9 protein-coding genes are annotated in these 18,526 nt (G+C 69.9%); 8 read left to right on the top strand and 1 reads right to left on the bottom strand.

Annotated features, from left to right (window positions below):
* Nucleotides 1-358 precede the first annotated feature (358 nt).
* Nucleotides 359-1,696, top strand: coding sequence for an ROK family protein (locus tag ACFTWP_RS38840; RefSeq protein WP_380269881.1), 1,338 nt, complete (start codon nt 359-361; stop codon nt 1,694-1,696).
* Nucleotides 1,697-2,138: 442 nt separating this feature from the next.
* Nucleotides 2,139-3,566, top strand: coding sequence for an LPXTG cell wall anchor domain-containing protein (locus ACFTWP_RS38835; protein ID WP_380269880.1), 1,428 nt, complete (start codon nt 2,139-2,141; stop codon nt 3,564-3,566).
* Nucleotides 3,567-3,696: 130 nt separating this feature from the next.
* Here ACFTWP_RS38835 and ACFTWP_RS38830 read toward each other — a convergent pair whose 3' ends face one another.
* Entirely contained in the window at nt 3,697-4,992 is a 1,296-nt protein-coding gene (locus ACFTWP_RS38830; protein WP_380269879.1) for an ABC transporter substrate-binding protein, read from the bottom strand.
* 696 nt (nt 4,993-5,688) lie between these two features.
* Here ACFTWP_RS38830 and ACFTWP_RS38825 point away from each other — a divergent pair.
* From ACFTWP_RS38825 to ACFTWP_RS38800, 6 genes are all read left to right on the top strand, one after another.
* Nucleotides 5,689-8,175, top strand: a complete 2,487-nt coding sequence (locus ACFTWP_RS38825) for an RICIN domain-containing protein (protein ID WP_380269878.1) — start codon at nt 5,689-5,691, stop codon at nt 8,173-8,175.
* Nucleotides 8,176-9,320: 1,145 nt separating this feature from the next.
* Nucleotides 9,321-10,994 (top strand): RICIN domain-containing protein, encoded by a 1,674-nt coding sequence (locus ACFTWP_RS38820; RefSeq protein WP_380269877.1) that lies wholly within the window; start codon nt 9,321-9,323, stop codon nt 10,992-10,994.
* A gap of 287 nt (nt 10,995-11,281) precedes the next feature.
* The gene (locus ACFTWP_RS38815) at nt 11,282-12,256 is read left to right on the top strand and encodes a helix-turn-helix domain-containing protein (RefSeq protein ID WP_380269882.1); all 975 of its coding nucleotides are present in this window, start codon (nt 11,282-11,284) and stop codon (nt 12,254-12,256) included.
* Between the two features lie 105 nt (nt 12,257-12,361).
* Nucleotides 12,362-13,147: a DeoR/GlpR family DNA-binding transcription regulator gene (locus ACFTWP_RS38810; RefSeq protein WP_380269876.1), complete on the top strand. Its 786-nt coding sequence runs from the start codon at nt 12,362-12,364 to the stop codon at nt 13,145-13,147.
* 512 nt (nt 13,148-13,659) lie between these two features.
* Nucleotides 13,660-16,149, top strand: coding sequence for an RICIN domain-containing protein (locus ACFTWP_RS38805; protein ID WP_380269875.1), 2,490 nt, complete (start codon nt 13,660-13,662; stop codon nt 16,147-16,149).
* 118 nt (nt 16,150-16,267) lie between these two features.
* Entirely contained in the window at nt 16,268-18,328 is a 2,061-nt protein-coding gene (locus ACFTWP_RS38800) for a phosphocholine-specific phospholipase C (protein ID WP_380269874.1), read from the top strand.
* Nucleotides 18,329-18,526 lie beyond the last annotated feature (198 nt).

The raw sequence follows: 18,526 nt of genomic DNA, 5'->3' as shown, positions 1-18,526 counted from the left end.
ACGGCCGCCAGCGAGGTGACTGCCATGGCGAGGGTGGCCGCTCTGAACGGGCGCGACTTCATGGGGAGGTCCTCATCTCTGCCTACCGCGCGAAGCGGACTGGGTCCGGGCGCGGTGGTGGGGGCCCGCCGAACACTGCGGGTTAGTTCGGCTAGTGTGTTAATTAAGAAAGACAGTGTCAAGAGCCTGGCCGGAACGTTATACAAACAGATCCAACTGCACCGCATAGCAGACATAACGGAACAAAGATCCCGCCATCCTGTCTGCGGAGGGCACTTTCTTCGAACGGTGCATCAACTAACATGGCCAAGATCAGCGGTGCCTGCACGCAGGGACCGGAACGGAACGAGGAGACGACGTGCGGCCAGGACAGCGCGGCACCACCGGCGCGGGCGCCGGCACGAACGGCCGCACCCGCCTGGGCACGGCCCCAGTCGCGACCGGAGGGGCCGCCGGCATCATGGCGGGCTACCCCGAGGCGGCGGACAAGGCCTCGCTGCGGCGCACCAACCTGGGCGTGATGCTGCGGCATCTGCGCGACAGCGGCCCGCAGTCCCGCACCCAACTCGCCACCGCGGCCGGCCTGCCCAAGGCCACGGTGTCGGTCCTGGTCGCCGACCTGATAGAGCGCGGCCTGGTCCGCGAAGGCGAGCTCGACCGCGCCGGCTCGATCGGTCGCCCGCACCGCATGGTCGAACTCGACGGCCGCTGGATCTGTGGCGTCGGCGCCGAGATCGGCGCCGACCACATCACCGTCCTCGTCCTCGATCTGCGCGGCACGATCATCCACGAGGACCGCCGCGCGCTCGACATCCCCGCACTGACCCCGCAGGCCGCCCTGCGCGAGGTCGCGGACCTCGTCGCGGACTGCCTGAGCACGGTGGCCGAGCGGGACATGTACGCGATCGGAGTCACCCTCGTCACCCAGGGATCCGTCGACGCCGCCTCCGGAACCGTCGCCGTCGCCACCAACTTCGGCTGGCGCGGAGTGAAGGCGGCCCAGGAGTTGCGTACGCGGCTCGGGCGGGACGCCCCGCCCGTCCTGGTCGAGAACGACGCCGAGTCCGGCGCCCTCGCCGAGTACCTCGCCTCCCCCAGCCCCGACGTCCGCGAACTCGTCTACGTCACCGGCGGAATCGGCGTCGGCGGCGCCAGCATCTCCGGCGGCAAACTGCTCCGCGGCTCGGAGATCGGGCACATGAAGCTCGACCGGCTCGACCGCCCCTGCCCCTGCGGGCGGACCGGCTGCTGGGAGGTCGCCGTCGGACTCCAGGCCTTCCTCGACGCCGCCGCAGACCCCTCCGACCGGGTCCACGACCTCTCCGTCGACCTGGCCGAACGGCTCGGCGACCTGCTCGACCGCGCCGACGCCGGGGAACCGCGCACCCTCGCCGCACTCGCCACCGTCGCCGACGACCTGGCCCTCGGCCTCGGCATCCTGGCCGATGTCCTCAACCCGCCCAGAATCGTCCTCGGCGGCTACTTCGCCGTCTTCGGCCGCTACCTGGTGGACACCGCGCAGCAGATCCTCGACGACCGCAGGATCACCCCCACCGCCGCACGGGTGATCGTGACCGCATCGGCACTCGGCCTCTCCAACGCCGCGCGGGGCGGCGCGCAGCTCGCGCTCGCAGGCATCTTCCAGGACCCGTCCGACGTTCCGGTCAGGCCGGAACCGGAGGACGACGCCTCCTGATCCGTCTGACGCCCGCTCGGTCGGCGACCCCGGGCTGTGAGTACTGCGTAACCTGAACGAAGATGTTCAAATCTGCTCGCAGGTAGCATTCCTCGACCAGTTTCATGCATCTGATGTTAGGTTGATGCACGCTTCACGCCGCCGGACCCGCACACCCCGGCCCGGCGGCACTCTGTGCGCTTGCCCTCATGACGCCCAAGGCCGCCGGTACGGCGACTGCGTCTCCGGTGCGAACCCCTCTTCACCGAGTCGGGCGTCGCCGTAGCCGGATCCCGCAGCCCTGGCACAGTCCACGGCCCCACGCGGCGCCCGGCCCGGTCCCGACAGATCCTCACCCGAGCCGCACAGGGCAAGCGTTGCGACCCCAAGGGCCGGGCTGTAGCGAACCGCACCGCACAAGCCCTCGGCTCGCATCACCTCCGACCCCACCAAGGACTCCCCCATGGCACTCCGTCCCATATCGGCCCGGCCCACCGTCGGCGGCCCGGACACCCGGGCCACCGCCGCGAAGGCCTTCGTGCTGCTCGGCGCAGCCACCGCCTGCGCGCTGACCGTCGGGTCGGCCCTGCTCGCGGCGCCGGCCACCGCCGAACCCGCGCCGCAGACCGTCGACCACCGCGCCGTGGTGCTCGTCAACTTCCGCAACCTCGCGCTGGCCGATCCGCAGAAGGCCCACGACCAGGCCCTGCAGAACTTCTTCGGCGCCGGCGACTCCCTCGCCACGTACTACGCCCAGAACTCCGGGAACCGGATGAGCATCGTCCCGGCCAAGGGCGACGGCGTCTTCGGACCGTTCACCATCGACATGGACGACTCCGCCGCCTGCGACACCAAGAAGATGAACGAACTCGCCCGCCAGGCGATCCCCGACGTGGCGTTCGACCACATCTCGGTCGTCTTCCACAGCAACTTCTGCGCCGACTGGTGGGGGCTCGGCTCGATGCCCGGCCCCAACACCTGGTTCCACGAAGGTGCCGTGGCCGACAAGGCCGCCGTCGTCCACGAGGCCGGCCACAACCTCGGGCTCGCCCACCAGGAGCGCCGGGTGTGCACGGCCGGCAGCTTCACGACCTGCACCGCGGACGGCTACAGCGACCGCACCCCGATGGGCGGAGGAGGCGAGAAGAAGGGCCTGAGCGCACCCGAACTGCTCTCCCAGAAGTGGCTCACCACCCAGCAGGTCACCACCCCCTCAGCCACCACCACCGTGCACCTCACCCCGCTGCACGCGCCCGGGGCCTCGGGAGTGCGTGCGGTCGACCTCCCGCTCGGCGCCGGCGGGGACCGCGTGGTCGTCGAGTTCCGCACAGCCGACCCCGCCACCGCGGACCGCAACATCGCCCAGGGCGTGAACGTCTACCGGGTCCCGGGAGGCCGCTACGACAAGGCGGTCATGATCAGCAACGTCAAGCACGACGACAAGACCGCCACCGGATCGTTCACCACGGCCGGCACCGAGTTCGCCGACGACTCCGCGCAGCTGTCGATCAAGGTGGCTCAGGCCACCGCCTCGGGCGCCGACGTCCGCGTTCAGCTCGGTCCGGCCGCCAGCGCCCGGCCGACCGAGAAGCCCACCACTCCGGGCCCGACCCCCACCCACGCACCGAGCACCGCGACACGGCCCTCCGACACCGCTCCGCCGGTGCCGAGCCCGTCGAACCATCAGGACCAGCCGGACGACCACGCGGTCATCGGCTCCACCGCGACAGTCGGCGGGACGCCCTCCACCACTCCCACCGGCGCCGGTTCGCTCGCCAGCACCGGCGGCAGCGGAACAGGCACCGGCATCGGCATCGGCGCCGCCCTCATCGCCGTCGGCGGCAGCGCCGTGTTCGTCCTGCGCAAGCGCCGCACGCACCGCAGGCACTGACACCGGACCACACAGGGCCCCGGACCGCTCCGCTCCCGAGCTCGGCCCACCGGAGCCGAAGGACTCTCACAGGGCCTCCCGGCCGACACGGACACACCGTCCGAACCGGCCGGGAGGCCCTGTCCGGAGATCAGCCACCGGTGGTGTCGATGCCCTTGGCCCGCATGGCGGCAGCGGCCTGCGCCTCCACCCGTTCGAGGGCGGACCGCAGGGGCGTGTGCCCGGCCAGGGCCTGGGTGAACTCCTTGCTCAACGCCTTGGAGGTCTCGTTCATGGCCGGCCCCCAGATCCAGTTCACGGGCATCTGCTGCGACCGGAAGGCTTCGGCGACCACCTGGTCGCCGAAGTAGGGCGAGGGTCGCCTCAGCGCAGGAACGCTGTCGGCGGTGACGGCGGCCGGGAAGAGTCCTGCTCGGTCGACCAGAATCTCCAGGGATCCGCGGTCACTGCTGAGCCAGTGGGCGAACTCCACCGCCTGGTGGGGAGCCGGGCAGCCCGCGGTGACGGATGTCGCCGAGCCGCCGACGAAACTCGAGGACGCCCCGCCCGAAGCCCATCGGGGAAGTGGCGCGATGGCCCACTTCCCGGCGGCCCCCGGTGCCTTCTGTTCCAGGAGGGACGCGAACCAGGCGGGCTCGGGAAGGGCGGCGATCGTCCCGTTCTCCAGATCCCGGAAGAACTCGTCGCTGAATCCGGGCTCGACCTTGGCCTGCCCCTTGTCGATCAGGGTCTGCCAGTAGCGGGTGACCGCGGTGGTGCCCGGCTCGTCGACATTGATCTTCCATGCCTTGGCCTTGACGTCGAACCAGCTGCCGCCGGCCTGTGCGGCGAGACCGGTGAACCACCACGGATCGTCGGGGGTGAAGGCGGTGAACCTCACAGCGGGGGCCGCCTTCTGGAGTCCGGCCGCATCGGTGGCGAGGCCCTCCCAGGTGGCCTCGGGTCTCAGCCCGTACCGGGCGAAGACGTCGGTGCGGTAGAACAGCGCCATCGGGGCGACGTCTACCGGGATCCCGTAGATCTCGCCGCCGACGCCGGCCTGCCACCAGGCATCGTCGTTGTAGTAGACCCGTAGGCCGAGGATGTCCTGACCGAGCGGACGCAGGACGCCTTCGACGGCGAAGCTCGCCACGGACTCGTAGCCGATCTGCGCGAGGCAGGGCGCGGTCCCGGCCTTGGCGGCCGCGAGGATCCGGTCGTAGCCCCCCTGGCTTCCCGGGGCGATCTTCTCGTAGTTGACGCGAATGTCGCGGTGCGTGGCATTGAAGCGGGCGACGGCCTCCTCGTATCCCGGCGCCCAGCCCCAGAAGGAGAGCGAGGTGGGGGGAGTGCTGCCGGTGTCCGCGGCCCCGCAGGCCGCGGTACCGGCAAGGAGGGACAGGGAGACGGCGAGGGGCAGCAGGCGGGCGGACACGGATCCGGTCAAGGGAGCGTTCCTTCGACATCGTGGGGGCGGGTTCTGAGGTGGGCCCAGCGGCACCTCCGCCGCGCTGCCTCCCGGAGGGAGGTCGGGGGCCGGCCACCGACGGCCCGAGTGGCGCCGAAGTCCCGCGGAAGGGTGCGCGGATCGCCTGAAGGCCTGAGCCAGATGCTGAATCTTGCTCGAATTTGCCCAATTGTCAACATTTTCAACCAGGAGACTGCATGGATTGCGAGCGGGATGCCGAACCTGCCTTGAGGGCGGGCCGCCGGTTCCGCCGGGACACGCCAACTGGCTCCACGGCCTTGGACCCCCGCCGGCACCCCGCCCTGGGAACGAATCAACCACCACCTCACGATCGCCCGGCAGGCCCTTGACAGTCGCGACATCCCCTGGCACCGTTTGGGCGCAGTTGTTCTAAACATCATGCTTACGAGCAACTTCTGGCAGATCCGTTGCACCGAGCGACTTCTCGGACCACCGGCCATCGCCGACGTCCGGCCCACACAGTCGGCCGACCCCTCCCCGTTCTGATCGCAGCCACCCCGCCGCCAGACCGGCAGGGGCCCAGGCAATCCTCGTGGGGTCTCGAACGGCAGTCCCAGGCCGACCGTCTCCCCCGCCGGCCCGCCCGGGACCGTCAGCACCGACCCGATCAGCCCTCCCCCCACCCACCAGCGCGTTGTCCCCCAAGGAGATCTCGTGTCATCCCCGCCGCGCAGAACCCTCGCCGCCGCCCTGACCGCCACCCTCCTCGCCCTGGGCGGCGCAGCGACCCAGCCCGCAATAGCAGCAGCCCCCGACAGTGCCAGCTACACGATCACCGTCGGTTCGCCCGTCACGTACACGCACCCGACGGACACCCCCGCCGTCCCGTACATCGACAAGGACGGCACGTTCTACTTCCAGCAATCGGCCGCCCTGTACGGCACCACCCAGGGCCGGTACTGGGACTTCTTCACCGGGACCGACTTCGACACCGCCTCCCGGTCGAGCACCATCAGCGACGCGGTGAACCCGGCCAACGCCAACGACAAGAACAACGACACGACCTGGCGGTGCAACAACAGCCCGACCGGCCTCACGTCGAGCCTCGCCGTCGGCAGCACCAGCTACTCGCAGAAGAACTTCTGCGATCTGTCGGGGATCTGGGTCGACCCGGACACCGGTGACTGGTACGGCCTGGTGCACAACGAGTTCACGCCCCAGCCCTTCAACGACGGCCTCCACTTCGATGCCATCGATCGCGCGGTCTCCACCGACCAGGGCCGCACGTGGACCATCAAGGACCACGTGATCACCTCGCCGTACAGCACGACCCGCGGGGACACCGCCGCCTTCCCCAACGAGACCTACTACTACGGCGACGGCGACCAGCGCCTGTTCGTCGACACGGCCTCCGGCTACTTCTACGCCTTCTACGGCTCGCGCGTCCTCGACAAGAGCGCGGGCTGGAAGGCCTTCCACGAGCACGTGGCCCGCGCGCCGATCTCCGGCAAGATGGCGCCCTCCAGCTGGCAGAAGTGGTACGACGGCGCCTGGTCCCAGGCCGGGGTCGGCGGCAAGGAAAGCAACATGGTGCCGGTCAGCGCCTCCAGCACCACCGGTTACACCCCGGCTGCGGGCGAGTACAACCCGGCGAACACCGGCACCTCGGACGAGCAGATCGCGGCGGGCAAGATGCCGGCCACCTCGCCGCTGTTCGTCATGGACATCACCTACAACGCGTACCTGGGCCTGTACATCGGCGAGCCCCAGGGCGTGGACCAGAGCGGGAACGCCTCCCAGCAGTACTACGCCACCGACAACCTGGCCACCCAGAAGTGGTACCCGATCGGCAACAGCGGCAGCTACCACACCGCCTCCTGGTACCGCTGGTTCCTCGACAGCGCGAACCGCACCAGCTCCACCATCGTCGGCAAGAACTTCCGCACCTACTGCGCCTTCGGCTGCGCGGGCGGCGCGTCCGGTGACTACGTGGACGTGAGCATCGGCTCGTCCGCGCCCGCCCCTGCCCTGGTCGACCCGACCAAGGCCTACCGGATCTCCAGCGGCAACGGCCAGATCCTCTCCCAGGTCTCCGGCAGCTCCGCCACCACCTCGGTGGCCACGGCCACCACCTCCGCACTGCAGTCCTGGGTGTTCACCACCAACGGCGACGGCTCCTACCGGATCACCAACGCCTCGACCGGGAAGCTGCTCGGCGTCGACGCCTCGTCGACCGCGGGCCGTGCCTGGGGTGCCAAGCCGATCGTCACCGCTGCCGGTGCGAGCGGCCCCGCCACCGGGCAGCAGTGGTTCGTCATCCCCGGAACCTCCGCGAGCAACGGGTCCGCCTCCGGTACCTACCGCCTGGTGAACCGTTACAGCGGCCTGGTGATCGGACTGTCCACGGACACCGCCCGGCCCGCGGAGACCACGCCGACCCGCACCTGGACCAACGCGACGACCAGCTCGGTCGGCGGGACCCGCGGAGCGGCCGAGCAGACCCTGACCCTCACCCAGACCGGCACGGCGCCCGCGATCATCACGGTCAACGACCCCGGTACCCCGTCCACCAAGGTCAACACCGCCACGTCGCTCCAGATCACCGCCGCCAGCACCTCCGGCGGCACTCTGTCCTACAGTGCGAGCGGTCTGCCGGCCGGCCTGACGATCAACGCCACGACCGGCCTGATCACCGGTACCCCCACCACCGCCGGCGCCTCGAACGTCACCGTCACCGCCACCGCCGGAACCACCTCCGGCAGCACCACCTTCACCTGGACCGTCACCGCAGCACTCGACGGCACCCACACCGTCGTTGCCTCCGGCAAGGCCCTCGACAACCCCGGGCACTCCACCAGCAACGGCACCCAGCTCATCACCTACACCCCCGGCACCGGCACCAACCAGAAGTGGGTCTTCACCCAGCAGACCGACGGCACCTACCGCATCGCCAACGCCGAATCCGGCCTCTGCATGGACGTCAACGGCGGATCCACCACCGCCGGCACCGCCATCATCCAGTGGACCTGCACCACCGGCACCAACCAGCGCTGGACCGTAACCCCCGCCACCAGCGGCGGCTACAAAATCGCCTCCAAGAGCAGCGGACTCCTCCTCACCACCGCCTCCACCACCAACGGAGCCCTCGTCACCCAGCAGGCGGACACCGACACCGCACTCCAGCGCTGGACCATCAACTAACCACCACCCCGAAGGCGTAGGACCGAGCCTCTCGACACCCATCGCCCCGGCCCCGGACGCGGACTTCCACCGCGCCCGGGGCCGGGTCTCGTCCGGCGCCGGGGCTCGTCCGGGGCCGGGGGCACCGATCCGGACCTCGGGAACTCGGGATCGCCCAGCCGTGGGTTCACGCCCCGCTCGGCACCGCCGACCAGCACCACCGAACCACCCGTGCCACCCCCGCAACCGCCTTCGCCATCGGCAACCCTGACGACGCCGACCCCCGCCACCAGGTCCCCGGCGCCCACAGCGACACCCACACCGACCGGCCTGTCGGCCGACGAGTCGAAGCTGCCGGCCCTGCTCAACGAACGGCGCCGCGCGCTCGGGCTGGCCGAGGTACGCCCCAGGGACACCGACATCCAGCAGGCCCGCACCTGCAGCCGGACAAGCCTGGCGAACAGGACCACGGCCACCTGCGGCCACGAAGTCCTCTTCAAGGGCGGCAAAGGCACCACCCCGGAACAGATCACGACCACCTGGCCAACAACCCCGGCAGCAAGCAGGCCCTCACCTACGCGACATCCCGCAGCGCAGGCCCGGCCATCCTCGTCGACAGCAAAAGCTCCCTCGTCGCCGCGCTCATCATCGACTACTGACCGACCCCGTCACCATCCACAGCGCCAAGACCGAGTACGGGATCGATCTGGTCAGACCGGTCCGGCTCGCACCCCGGACACGGGCCTCTTCCTGACCTCCGTCCCAACTCTCGTCGGGGCAGACACTGCGAAGTAGCTGGTCCGGGTGCCGACTCGTGCTGTGCCGGGTGCGGTGGGCTCCGATACGGACGAGGTCGCGGGCCGCACCGGTGAGTTGATGCCGGAGGCAGCGGTCGCCACAGTACGACGCCCTTCGGGTTCGACACCTGGGCACTGTGCCTCGACTGGCAGTCAGCTGTCTTTTTCGGGGGCGACTTGGACTTCTCGGCTCAGTCCTTCTGGGCATGTGCACGGCACGCTAGCCTCGGTCACCACAATCGGGATCCCCACATCCGCCGGGTGCAGCGCAACACTCGATGCCCCGCGCCTTCCCGCGTCCTGCCGCACTCGGCCGCCGGCTCCCCGCAGGCACCACATCGTTCTCCCCCAGCCGTAGGAGGCACTTCCTTGCGTACCCCCAGCGCAACAGTCCGCCGCGTCGCCGTCGCCGGCAGCGCAGCCCTCGCACTCTCGGGCCTCGTGTCGGTCTCCCCCGCCGACGCGACCACCACCCCGGCACCGCACGTCTATTCCAAGAACGGCACCTCCTGGGTCAGGGCCTGCGACACCCTCGCCAAGGGCGACACCGTGGCCTGCAACGCCCTGCGGGTGATCACCCCCGCGCAGCCCGCCCAGCAGCTCGACAGCGCCGCGGCCGCCACCCACCCCGGCCTCACCCCGAGCGACCTGCTCAGCGCGTACAACCTCCCCACCGACGGGGGTGAGGGAATGACCATCGCCATCGTGGACGCCTACGACTCCCCGACCGCCGAGTCCGACCTGGCCGTCTACCGCGACTACTACGGGCTGCCCGCCTGCACCACGGTCAACGGCTGCCTCAGCAAGATCAGTCAGACCGGCAGCACCACCGACCTGCCGGCCTACAACATCCAGTGGGCCGACGAGATATCGCTCGACCTCGAAATGGTCTCGGCCATCGCCCCCAAGGCGAAGATCATTCTGGTCGAGGCCAAAACCGCCAACCTGGCCGACCTCGGCACCGCCGTGAACAAGGCGGTCAGCCTGGGCGCCAAGTTCGTCTCCAACAGCTACATCGCCCCGGAGTCGTCCTCCGACAGCACCTACGACGCCGAGTACTTCAACCACCCGGGCGTCGCGATCACCGCGTCGTCCGGCGACAGCGGGTACCGCACCGGGTACCCGGCGACCTCCCAGTACGTCACCGCGGTCGGCGGTACCGCGCTCAAGAAGGACACCAGCGCCCGTGGCTGGTCCGAGACCGTCTGGTCCACCAGCTCGACCATTGGCGCCGGCTCTGGCTGCTCGACGTACAGTGCCAAGCCCAGCTGGCAGAAGGACACCGGCTGCTCCAAGCGCACCGTCTCGGACGTCTCCGCGGTCGGCGACCCCGCCACCGGCGTCGCGATCTACCAGACCTACGGCAACGCAATCGGCTGGACGCGATACGGCGGCACCAGCACGTCGGCGCCTATCATCGCGGCCGTCTACGCACTGGCCGGCACCCCGCCCGAGGCCTCCGTCCCGGCGTCCTTCCCGTACGCGCACACCAGCTCGCTCAACGACGTGACCAGCGGCTCGACCGGTACCTGCACGCCGACCTACCTGTGCACGGCCGCCATCGGGTACGACGGCCCGACCGGCCTCGGCACCCCCAACGGAACGGCGGCCTTCAAGAGCACCCCCGACACCTCGCTCAACGGACCCCACACGCTCGTCACCTCCGGCAAGGCCCTCGACGACCCCAACCACTCCACCGCCACGGGCACCCAGCTCATCACCTACAGCCCCAACGGGGGACCCAACCAGAAGTGGGTCTTCACCCAGCAGACGGACAGCTCCTACCAGATCGTCAACGGCGAGTCGAAGCTGTGCATGGACGTCAGCGGTAGTTCGACCACCGCCGGCGCCAAGGTGATCCAGTCGACCTGCACCGGCACCACCTCCCAGCGCTGGACCGTCGCACCCGCCAGCAGCGGTGGGTACAAGATCGCCTCCAAGAACGGCGGACTCCTGCTGACCACCGCCTCCACCGCCAACGGGGCCCTCGCCACCCAGCAGGCCGACACCGACTCCGCCCTGCAGCGCTGGACGATCGGCTGACACCCGGCGGACCACGGATCACGGCACTCGCGTCCTGACGGCCGGTCCGCCCGGCACTCCTCACAGGCGTCGGCGGCCGACCCGCGCGAGTGACGGTCCAGCCGGGCCGGACAGGGCCTCCTGAACACCTCACGGGTACGAACCCGTACGAGCGACGGGAGGCCCTGTCGTCAACGGTGCGCTGCGGAACATCGCGGAACCAGAGGAAGGTCCGCTTGGTCGACGACAGCGCGCCATTGATCACGCTGGATTGGAGGGGTGTAAACGGAGTGCGGTACCAGACCTGGATGCGCTACTTCAGCGCAGCTGACGTGCACTGGAAGCTCGGGCTGGTCTGCCTCGGGGTCGGCCTGCAACGCGGACCGCTACCCGCCGTCGGGCCGCGCACCCTGGATCACCATGTGGCCGTCGTCATCTCCTCGGGGCGGGGATGGTTCTCCAGCAACGGCGGCCCCCGCCACCAGGTGCTCGGCCCGGCGCTGCTCTGGCTGCGTCCCGGCGTCGAACACCACTACGCACCGAACCCGGAGACCGGCTGGGTGGAGTCGTTCGTGGGCTTCTCCGGTTCGGCCGTCGCCGCGTACGCGGAGCTGGGGCTGTTCTCACCTGACGATGCACCGGTTCCGCTCAGCGCCACCGGCCGGATCAACGACGCCGTCAGCCGCATCGTCCGAGCCGCCCGCGGCGCCAGTCCGTTGTTCCAGGTCGAAGCGTCCGCCGCCGTGCATGACGTGCTCATCGCCCTCTGGCATGCACGAACGGACGTCACGCACGAAGGTGATCCACTGCTGAGGAGCCTCGCCCGAAACGCACTGCTTCCCATCAGCGTCGAGGACCACGCCGCGCGTTGCGGCATCGCCCTGCCGGTCCTGCGGGATGTGGTGCGTCGCAGCACAGGCGTCAGCCTGAAGGAGTACCTGATCACGGTCCGACTCGACGTCGCCAAGGAGCTCCTGGCGACCACCGAACTACCGGTCCACGGCGTCGCCGCCCGTGTGGGCCACACTGACGCCGCCTACTTCAGTCGCATGTTCACCAAACGCGTCGGAGTCTCTCCGGTCCGGTTCCGCAAGGAGCAGCGCCGAACCGTGCCCGGCGGCTGGAGCGAGTCCGTGCCGAAGCCGGACAACCCGCCCATGGTGGACACCGACCGTTCCCCGGCACTCCACCGCTCGCGGCTGCCGACTGCCTCCGCCCGCGCCCCGGTCGCCCAGGAGGAGGACACCGGCTCCGCCCGGCAGCAGCGCTGGACCATCAACTGACCGTCCACCCGAAAGAGAGCGGAGCTGACCGGTCCGACCGGCGGGGCCCGCGCGGATACGAAGCCTCGTACCCGAAAATCCTCGGGCCGGGCAAGGAGAGAATCGATGGGTGCACACGACCGGTGGACCAGACTGCTGGACGTCCTCGGCGAAAGGGGCAGCCTGGACATCGCCGAGGCCGCCGAGCTGCTGGACTGTTCCACTACGACCATCCGCCGGGACCTGGACGCTCTGGCCCGGCAGATGCTCCTGACCCGAACGCACGGAGGCGCGGCGCTCAGTGCCGTCACCCACGCCCTGCCGCTGAGCTACCGGACGGCCCGCCGGGCGGGCGAGAAACAGCGCATCGCCAAGGCCGCGGCCGATCTGATTCCGCGCGGCTCGACCGTCGGGATCAACGGCGGCAGCACGACGTCCGAGGTGGCCCGCGAACTGTCGGTCCGATCCGGCCTCGCCGATGAACCAGGGGCCCCGGCACTGACCGTCGTCACCAACGCGATCAACATCGCCGTCGAACTCGCGATCCGCCCGCAGATCAAACTCGTGGTCACCGGCGGGATCGCCAGGAGCAACTCCTACGAGCTGATCGGCCCTCTCGCGGCACTCTCACTCCGCGGACTCTCACTCGACTACGCGGTACTGGGTGTCGATGGCGTGCACCCACACTCCGGCACGACGACGCACGACCAAGGAGAGGCCGCCGCCAACCGTGCGCTGGCCGAGTGCGCCGCGACGGTGATCGTCGTGGCCGACTCCTCGAAGCTGGGCGGACAGGCGTTCGCCCAGGTCTGCCCGACAAGTTCGGTGTCGGTCCTGGTGACGGACTCCGACGCACCGAACGAAATCACCGAGCAGTTCGTGTCCCGGAACATCAGCGTCCTCCGTGTGTGACAGGTCTGCGCATCGAGGCCGGCAGCAGAACGAGGCGCCCCCGTCGGGGCAGGTGACCGGCACACCGCGGATGTTCACGGCGGGGTGATCGCGCCGCGGTCTGCGCAGGACTCGGCGGACGGAGCGCGGAAAGTCCAAGTTCTCGTCAGGATTCTTCAATGGACCGTGCCGTCGCGGTCTCGCATGATGACTGTCACTCACATGAGTGATTCCGCGAGAGCTGCGACGGTCGACCTCCGGTCCCCGATGCGGCGGCCGACGGGCCCGTCAAGCACTCGCACAGGCAGGCGATCCCGCAGGACGGACTCGCGCTGCACCGCCCTCCGGCCGATGGGCCGGGACGGAGGAGAGGTCCTCTCGCCGGCCTCCAGGACACAGCCGACCTCACGGCCGACCCGCAACGGCGCGCGGGCAGGACCTGCGAGGCGGGCGGCCGCGACCGGCCGGATGCCAGGTGGCGCCGGTTCACGGAAGCCGACTCGGGCGGACCGTCAAGAAGAAGGAGTTCACCGATGCCAGTTCCTCTCACTAGAAGGCTCGCCGCCGCGGCCGTCACCACGGCTCTGGCGGCGGCCGGCAGCATGGCGGCCGCGCCGGCCACCACCGCGGCCGCGGCCACACCCGGCTACACGGTGACCGTCGGAACGACCGGCTCCTACGGGCACCCGACCGACACCCCGGCCAGCACCTACGTCGACAAGGACGGGACGTTCTACTTCCAGCAGTCCGCGGCGCTGTACGGCACGAACGAGGTCCGTTACTGGGACTTCTTCACCGGCACGAACCTGGAAACCGCCACCCGCTCGACCGCGATCAGCAACGCCGTCAACCCGGCCAACGCGAACGACAAGAACAACGACACCACCTGGCGGTGCAACAACAGTCCCACCGGTCTGACCTCGTCAGCGGCCCCGGCGGGCTCGGGCTACTCGCAGAAGAACTACTGCGATCTGTCCGGCGTCTGGGTCGATCCGGACACCGGCGACTGGTACGGCCTGGTCCACAACGAGTTCACTCCGCAGCCGTTCGGCGACGGTCTCCACTTCGACGCCATCGACTACGCGGTCTCCAAGGACCAGGGCAGGACCTGGACCATCAAGGACAAGGTCATCACCTCCCCGTACAGCACCACGCGGAACGACACCACCGCCTTCCCCAACAAGACCTACTACTACGGCGACGGTGACCAGCGCCTCCTGGTGGACACCGCCTCGGGGTACTTCTACGTCTACTACGGCTCGCGCCTCGTGGACAAGTCCGGCGGGTGGAAGGCGTTCCACGAGCACGTGGCGCGGGCTCCGATCGCGGGCAAGATGGCGCCGGGAACCTGGCAGAAGTGGTACGACGGCGCCTGGTCGCAGCCCGGTGCGGGAGGCAAGGAGAGCAACCTGGTGCCGGTCACCGGCACAGGCGACACCGGCTACACCCCCACGGCGTCCGAGTACAGCCCGGCGAGCACGGGTACCGTCACCGAGCAGGTCACGGCCGGCAAGGCCCCGGCCACCTCCCCGCTGTTCGTGATGGACGTGACCTACAACGCCTATCTCGGGCTGTACATCGGCGAGCCGCAGCAGGTCGACCAGAGCGGCAACGCCCCGCGGCAGTTCTACGCCACCGCCGACCTCTCCACGCAGAAGTGGACCCTGATCGGCGACACCGGCAGCTACCACGACGCCTCGTGGTACCGCTGGTTCCTCGACGGTGCGAACAAGACCAGTTCCAGCATCGTCGGCAAGAGCTTCCGGGCGTACTGCTCGATCGCCTGCGCGAGCTCCTCGGGCGAGTACGCCAACATCACCATCGACTCCTCCACGCCCGCCGCGGCGCCCTTCGACCCGGCCAAGACCTACAAGATCGCCAACGGATCCGGCCGAGTCCTCGCCCAGACCTCCGGCGGCTCGACGACCACGTCACTGGCCGCCGGAACCGGATCGACCCTGGAGGCGTGGTCGTTCACCTCCAACGGCGACGGCTCCTACCGGATCACCAACTCCTCCTCCGGCCAACTCCTGGGTGTCGACTCCTCGGCGACCTCGGGCCGGGCCTGGACGGCCAAGCCGACCGTCACCGCGCCCGGAACGGGCGGGCCCACCGTCGGGCAGCAGTGGTTCGTCATCGCCAACGGGTCCGCAGCGGGCGTCAAGGACGGCACGTACCGGCTGGTCAACCGCTACAGCGGCCTGGTGATCGGCCTGTCCTCGGACACCACCCGGCTCACCGAGACCACGCCCGCCCGCTACTGGACCAACAGCACGGGCAACTCCGTCGGCGGAACCCGCGCCTCGGTCGACCAGACCCTCACCGTGACCGCGACCGGGACGGCCGCCGAGACCGTTCTGGTCACCAACCCCGGCGCCCGGACCGGCACCGTCGGCACCGCGGCCTCCGTCCAGGTCGGTGCCACCGACTCGCTGGGCAAGACCCTGACGTTCTCCGCCTCCGGCCTGCCCGCCGGGCTGTCGGTCAACTCCTCCGGCCTGATCTCCGGCACGCCGACCACAGCCGGCACCTCGACCGTGACGGTCGCCGCCTCCTCCGGCACGGCCGCCGGCTCGACCACCTTCAGCTGGACCGTCAACCCGGCCGGCACCGACCTCACCGGGACACACACCGTCGTGACGGGCGGCAAGGCACTGGACGACCCGAACCACAGCACGGCCGCCGGCACCCAGCTCATCACCTGGACCGCCAACGGCGGAACGAACCAGAACTGGCAGTTCACCCGCCAGCCGGACGGCTCCTACCAGCTCGTCAACGGTCTGTCCGGTCTGTGCGCCGACGTCAGCGGCGGCTCCACCACCGCGGGCGCCCCCGTCGTCCAGTGGACCTGCACCGGCGGCACCAACCAGCACTGGATCCTGACCAAGCAGACGAGCGGAGCGTACACCGTCACGTCCGTCAAGAGCGGACTGCTGCTCACCACCGCCTCCACGTCCGACAACGCACCGGTGACCCAGCAGGCGAACACCGGCTCCGCCACCCAGCAGTGGACGATCCAGTGAGCACGGTGACCTGACCGCTCACCCGGCATGACGCGTGGGGGCCGCCTCCCCGAGGCGGCTCCCACGTCGACCGACGCCCCGTAGAACACACTCCGTTGCTTCCCCAGGAGAACACGTCATGGCCGCCATGAACCGCAGGAAGTTCCTCCAGATCGCCGGCGGAACGGCCGCCGCGTCCGCACTGTCCGCCGGAATCGCGCGGGCGGCGGCGATCCCGGCCGCGACCCGGACGGGCACCTTGCAGGACGTCGAGCACGTTGTGGTGCTGATGCAGGAGAACCGCTCGTTCGACCACTACTTCGGCGCACTGAAGGGTGTGCGGGGGTTCGGCGACCCCCGACCGGTGACGCTCCCGAGCGGCAAATCGGTGTGGAACCAGGCGAACAGTGCCGGAACGGTGACGCTGCCCTTCCGTCCCGACGCCGACAACCTGGGCCTCCAGTTCATCCAGGACCTCGACCACAGCTGGTCCGGCACCCACAGCGCCTGGAACGGCGGCAAGTGGAACAACTGGATCCCCGCCAAGGGCGCCGCCACCATGGCCTACCTCACCCGGGACGACATCCCCTACCACTACGCCCTGGCCGACGCGTTCACCGTCTGCGACGCGTACCACTGCTCGCTGATGAGTGCCACCGACCCCAACCGCTACTACCTGTACACCGGTTACACCGGCAACGACGGCACGGGCGGCGGCCCGGTCCTCGGCAACGAGGAGAGCGGCTACAGCTGGAAGACCTTCCCCGAGATCCTCCAGGCGGGCGGCATCTCCTGGAAGATCTACCAGGACATCGGCACCGGCCTGGACGGCGCGGGCAGGTGGGGCTGGACCGGCGACCCCTTCATCGGCAACTACGGCGACAACTCCCTGCTCTACTTCAACCAGTACCGCACCGCCAAGCCCGGCGACGCGCTGTACGACAAGGCCCGGACCGGGACGAACGTGCACGGCGGCGACGGCTACTTCGACCGTCTCAAGGCCGACGTGACCGCCGGCACCCTCCCCCAGGTCTCGTGGATCGCCGCTCCCGAGGCGTTCTGCGAACACCCCAGCTGGCCCGCCAACTACGGTGCCTGGTACATCTCCCAGGTCCTCGACGCGCTGACCTCCAACCCGGACGTCTGGGCGAAGACCGTCCTGCTGATCACCTACGACGAGAACGACGGCTTCTTCGACCACGTCGTAGCGCCCTACCCGCCCGCCTCCGCCGCCCAGGGCCTGTCCACCGCGCCCGTCACGGGTGAGATATTCGCCGGCAACAGCAGCTACGCCACGGGCCAGTACGGCCTCGGCCCCCGGGTGCCGATGCTGGCCGTCTCGCCGTGGAGCACCGGCGGCTGGGTGTGCTCGCAGACCTTCGACCACACCTCGATCATCCAGTTCATCGAGAAGCGGTTCGGCGTCACCAACCCCAACGTCTCCCCCTGGCGGCGCGCCGTCTGCGGAGACCTCACCGCCGCCTTCGACTTCACCACGTCGGCCGGCCCGGCCCCAGCCCTGCCCAGCACCGCCGGCTACCTCCCGCCCGACCACAACGCCCACACCACCTACTACCCCAAGCCACCCGCCACCGGTTCCCTCCCCAAGCAGGAACGCGGCCTGCGCAACGCCCGTCCACTCCCCTACAACCTCGCCGTCGACACCAAGGTGGTGAGCGGGCGCATGCAGTTCACCTTCACCAACCTCGGCACCGCCGGCGCCGCGTTCCACGTCACCGCCGCCCACCGCACCGACGGCCCCTGGCCCTACACCGTCGAGGCCGGCAAGGCGCTGACCGACACCTGGTCACTGCCCGCCGCCACCGCGACGTACGACTTCACCACCTACGGCCCCCACGGCTTCCTGCGCCGCCTGGCCGGCACCGTCGGCAAGGTCGGCCCCGAAGTCACCGCCCGCCACGATCCCGCCACCGGGCACGTCACCCTCACCTTCAGCAACCCCGGCACCGCCGCGGTCACCTTCACCGCCACCGACTCCTACGACGCCACCCACAGCTACAGCTACGCCCTCGCCGCCGGCACCACCAAGACTGTCCCCAACTGGGGCGTCGCCTCCGCCAACCGCTGGTACGACATCACCGTCACCAGCAGCACCGACACCGCCTACGTCCGCCGCGTGGCCGGGCACGTCGAGACGGGCGCCGCCAGCACCAGCGACCCCGCCACGGCCACCGTCTGAACTCCACGAGACAGAACGGTCCTCGTGAATCCCCCGGCCACGGGGGCAGTGCGGGAGACAGCCACCACAACGTCACGGGCCGTGGCCGGACCACGGAAGTACGTGGTCCGGCCCCGCCCGGCGGCCCCCACCCGGACCACGGGCGCCGCCGGAATCCCCCCCCGGCCCCACCAGTCCGACACCCGCCAGCCCGCGGCT

It is taken from the genome of Kitasatospora sp. NPDC057015, from assembly GCF_042673745.1.
Classification (GTDB): Bacteria; Actinomycetota; Actinomycetes; order Streptomycetales; family Streptomycetaceae; genus Kitasatospora.
The sequence above is the reverse complement of the archived record's forward strand: the minus strand, read 5'-3'. Positions and strand labels throughout refer to the sequence as shown.

Coding starts and splice junctions, on each gene's coding strand:
- ACFTWP_RS38800 (WP_380269874.1), top strand. CDS start 16,268: ATGGCCGCCATGAACCGCAGGAAGTTCCTCCAGATCGCCGGCGGAACG.
- ACFTWP_RS38815 (WP_380269882.1), top strand. CDS start 11,282: ATGCGCTACTTCAGCGCAGCTGACGTGCACTGGAAGCTCGGGCTGGTC.
- ACFTWP_RS38810 (WP_380269876.1), top strand. CDS start 12,362: ATGGGTGCACACGACCGGTGGACCAGACTGCTGGACGTCCTCGGCGAA.
- ACFTWP_RS38835 (WP_380269880.1), top strand. CDS start 2,139: ATGGCACTCCGTCCCATATCGGCCCGGCCCACCGTCGGCGGCCCGGAC.
- ACFTWP_RS38805 (WP_380269875.1), top strand. CDS start 13,660: ATGCCAGTTCCTCTCACTAGAAGGCTCGCCGCCGCGGCCGTCACCACG.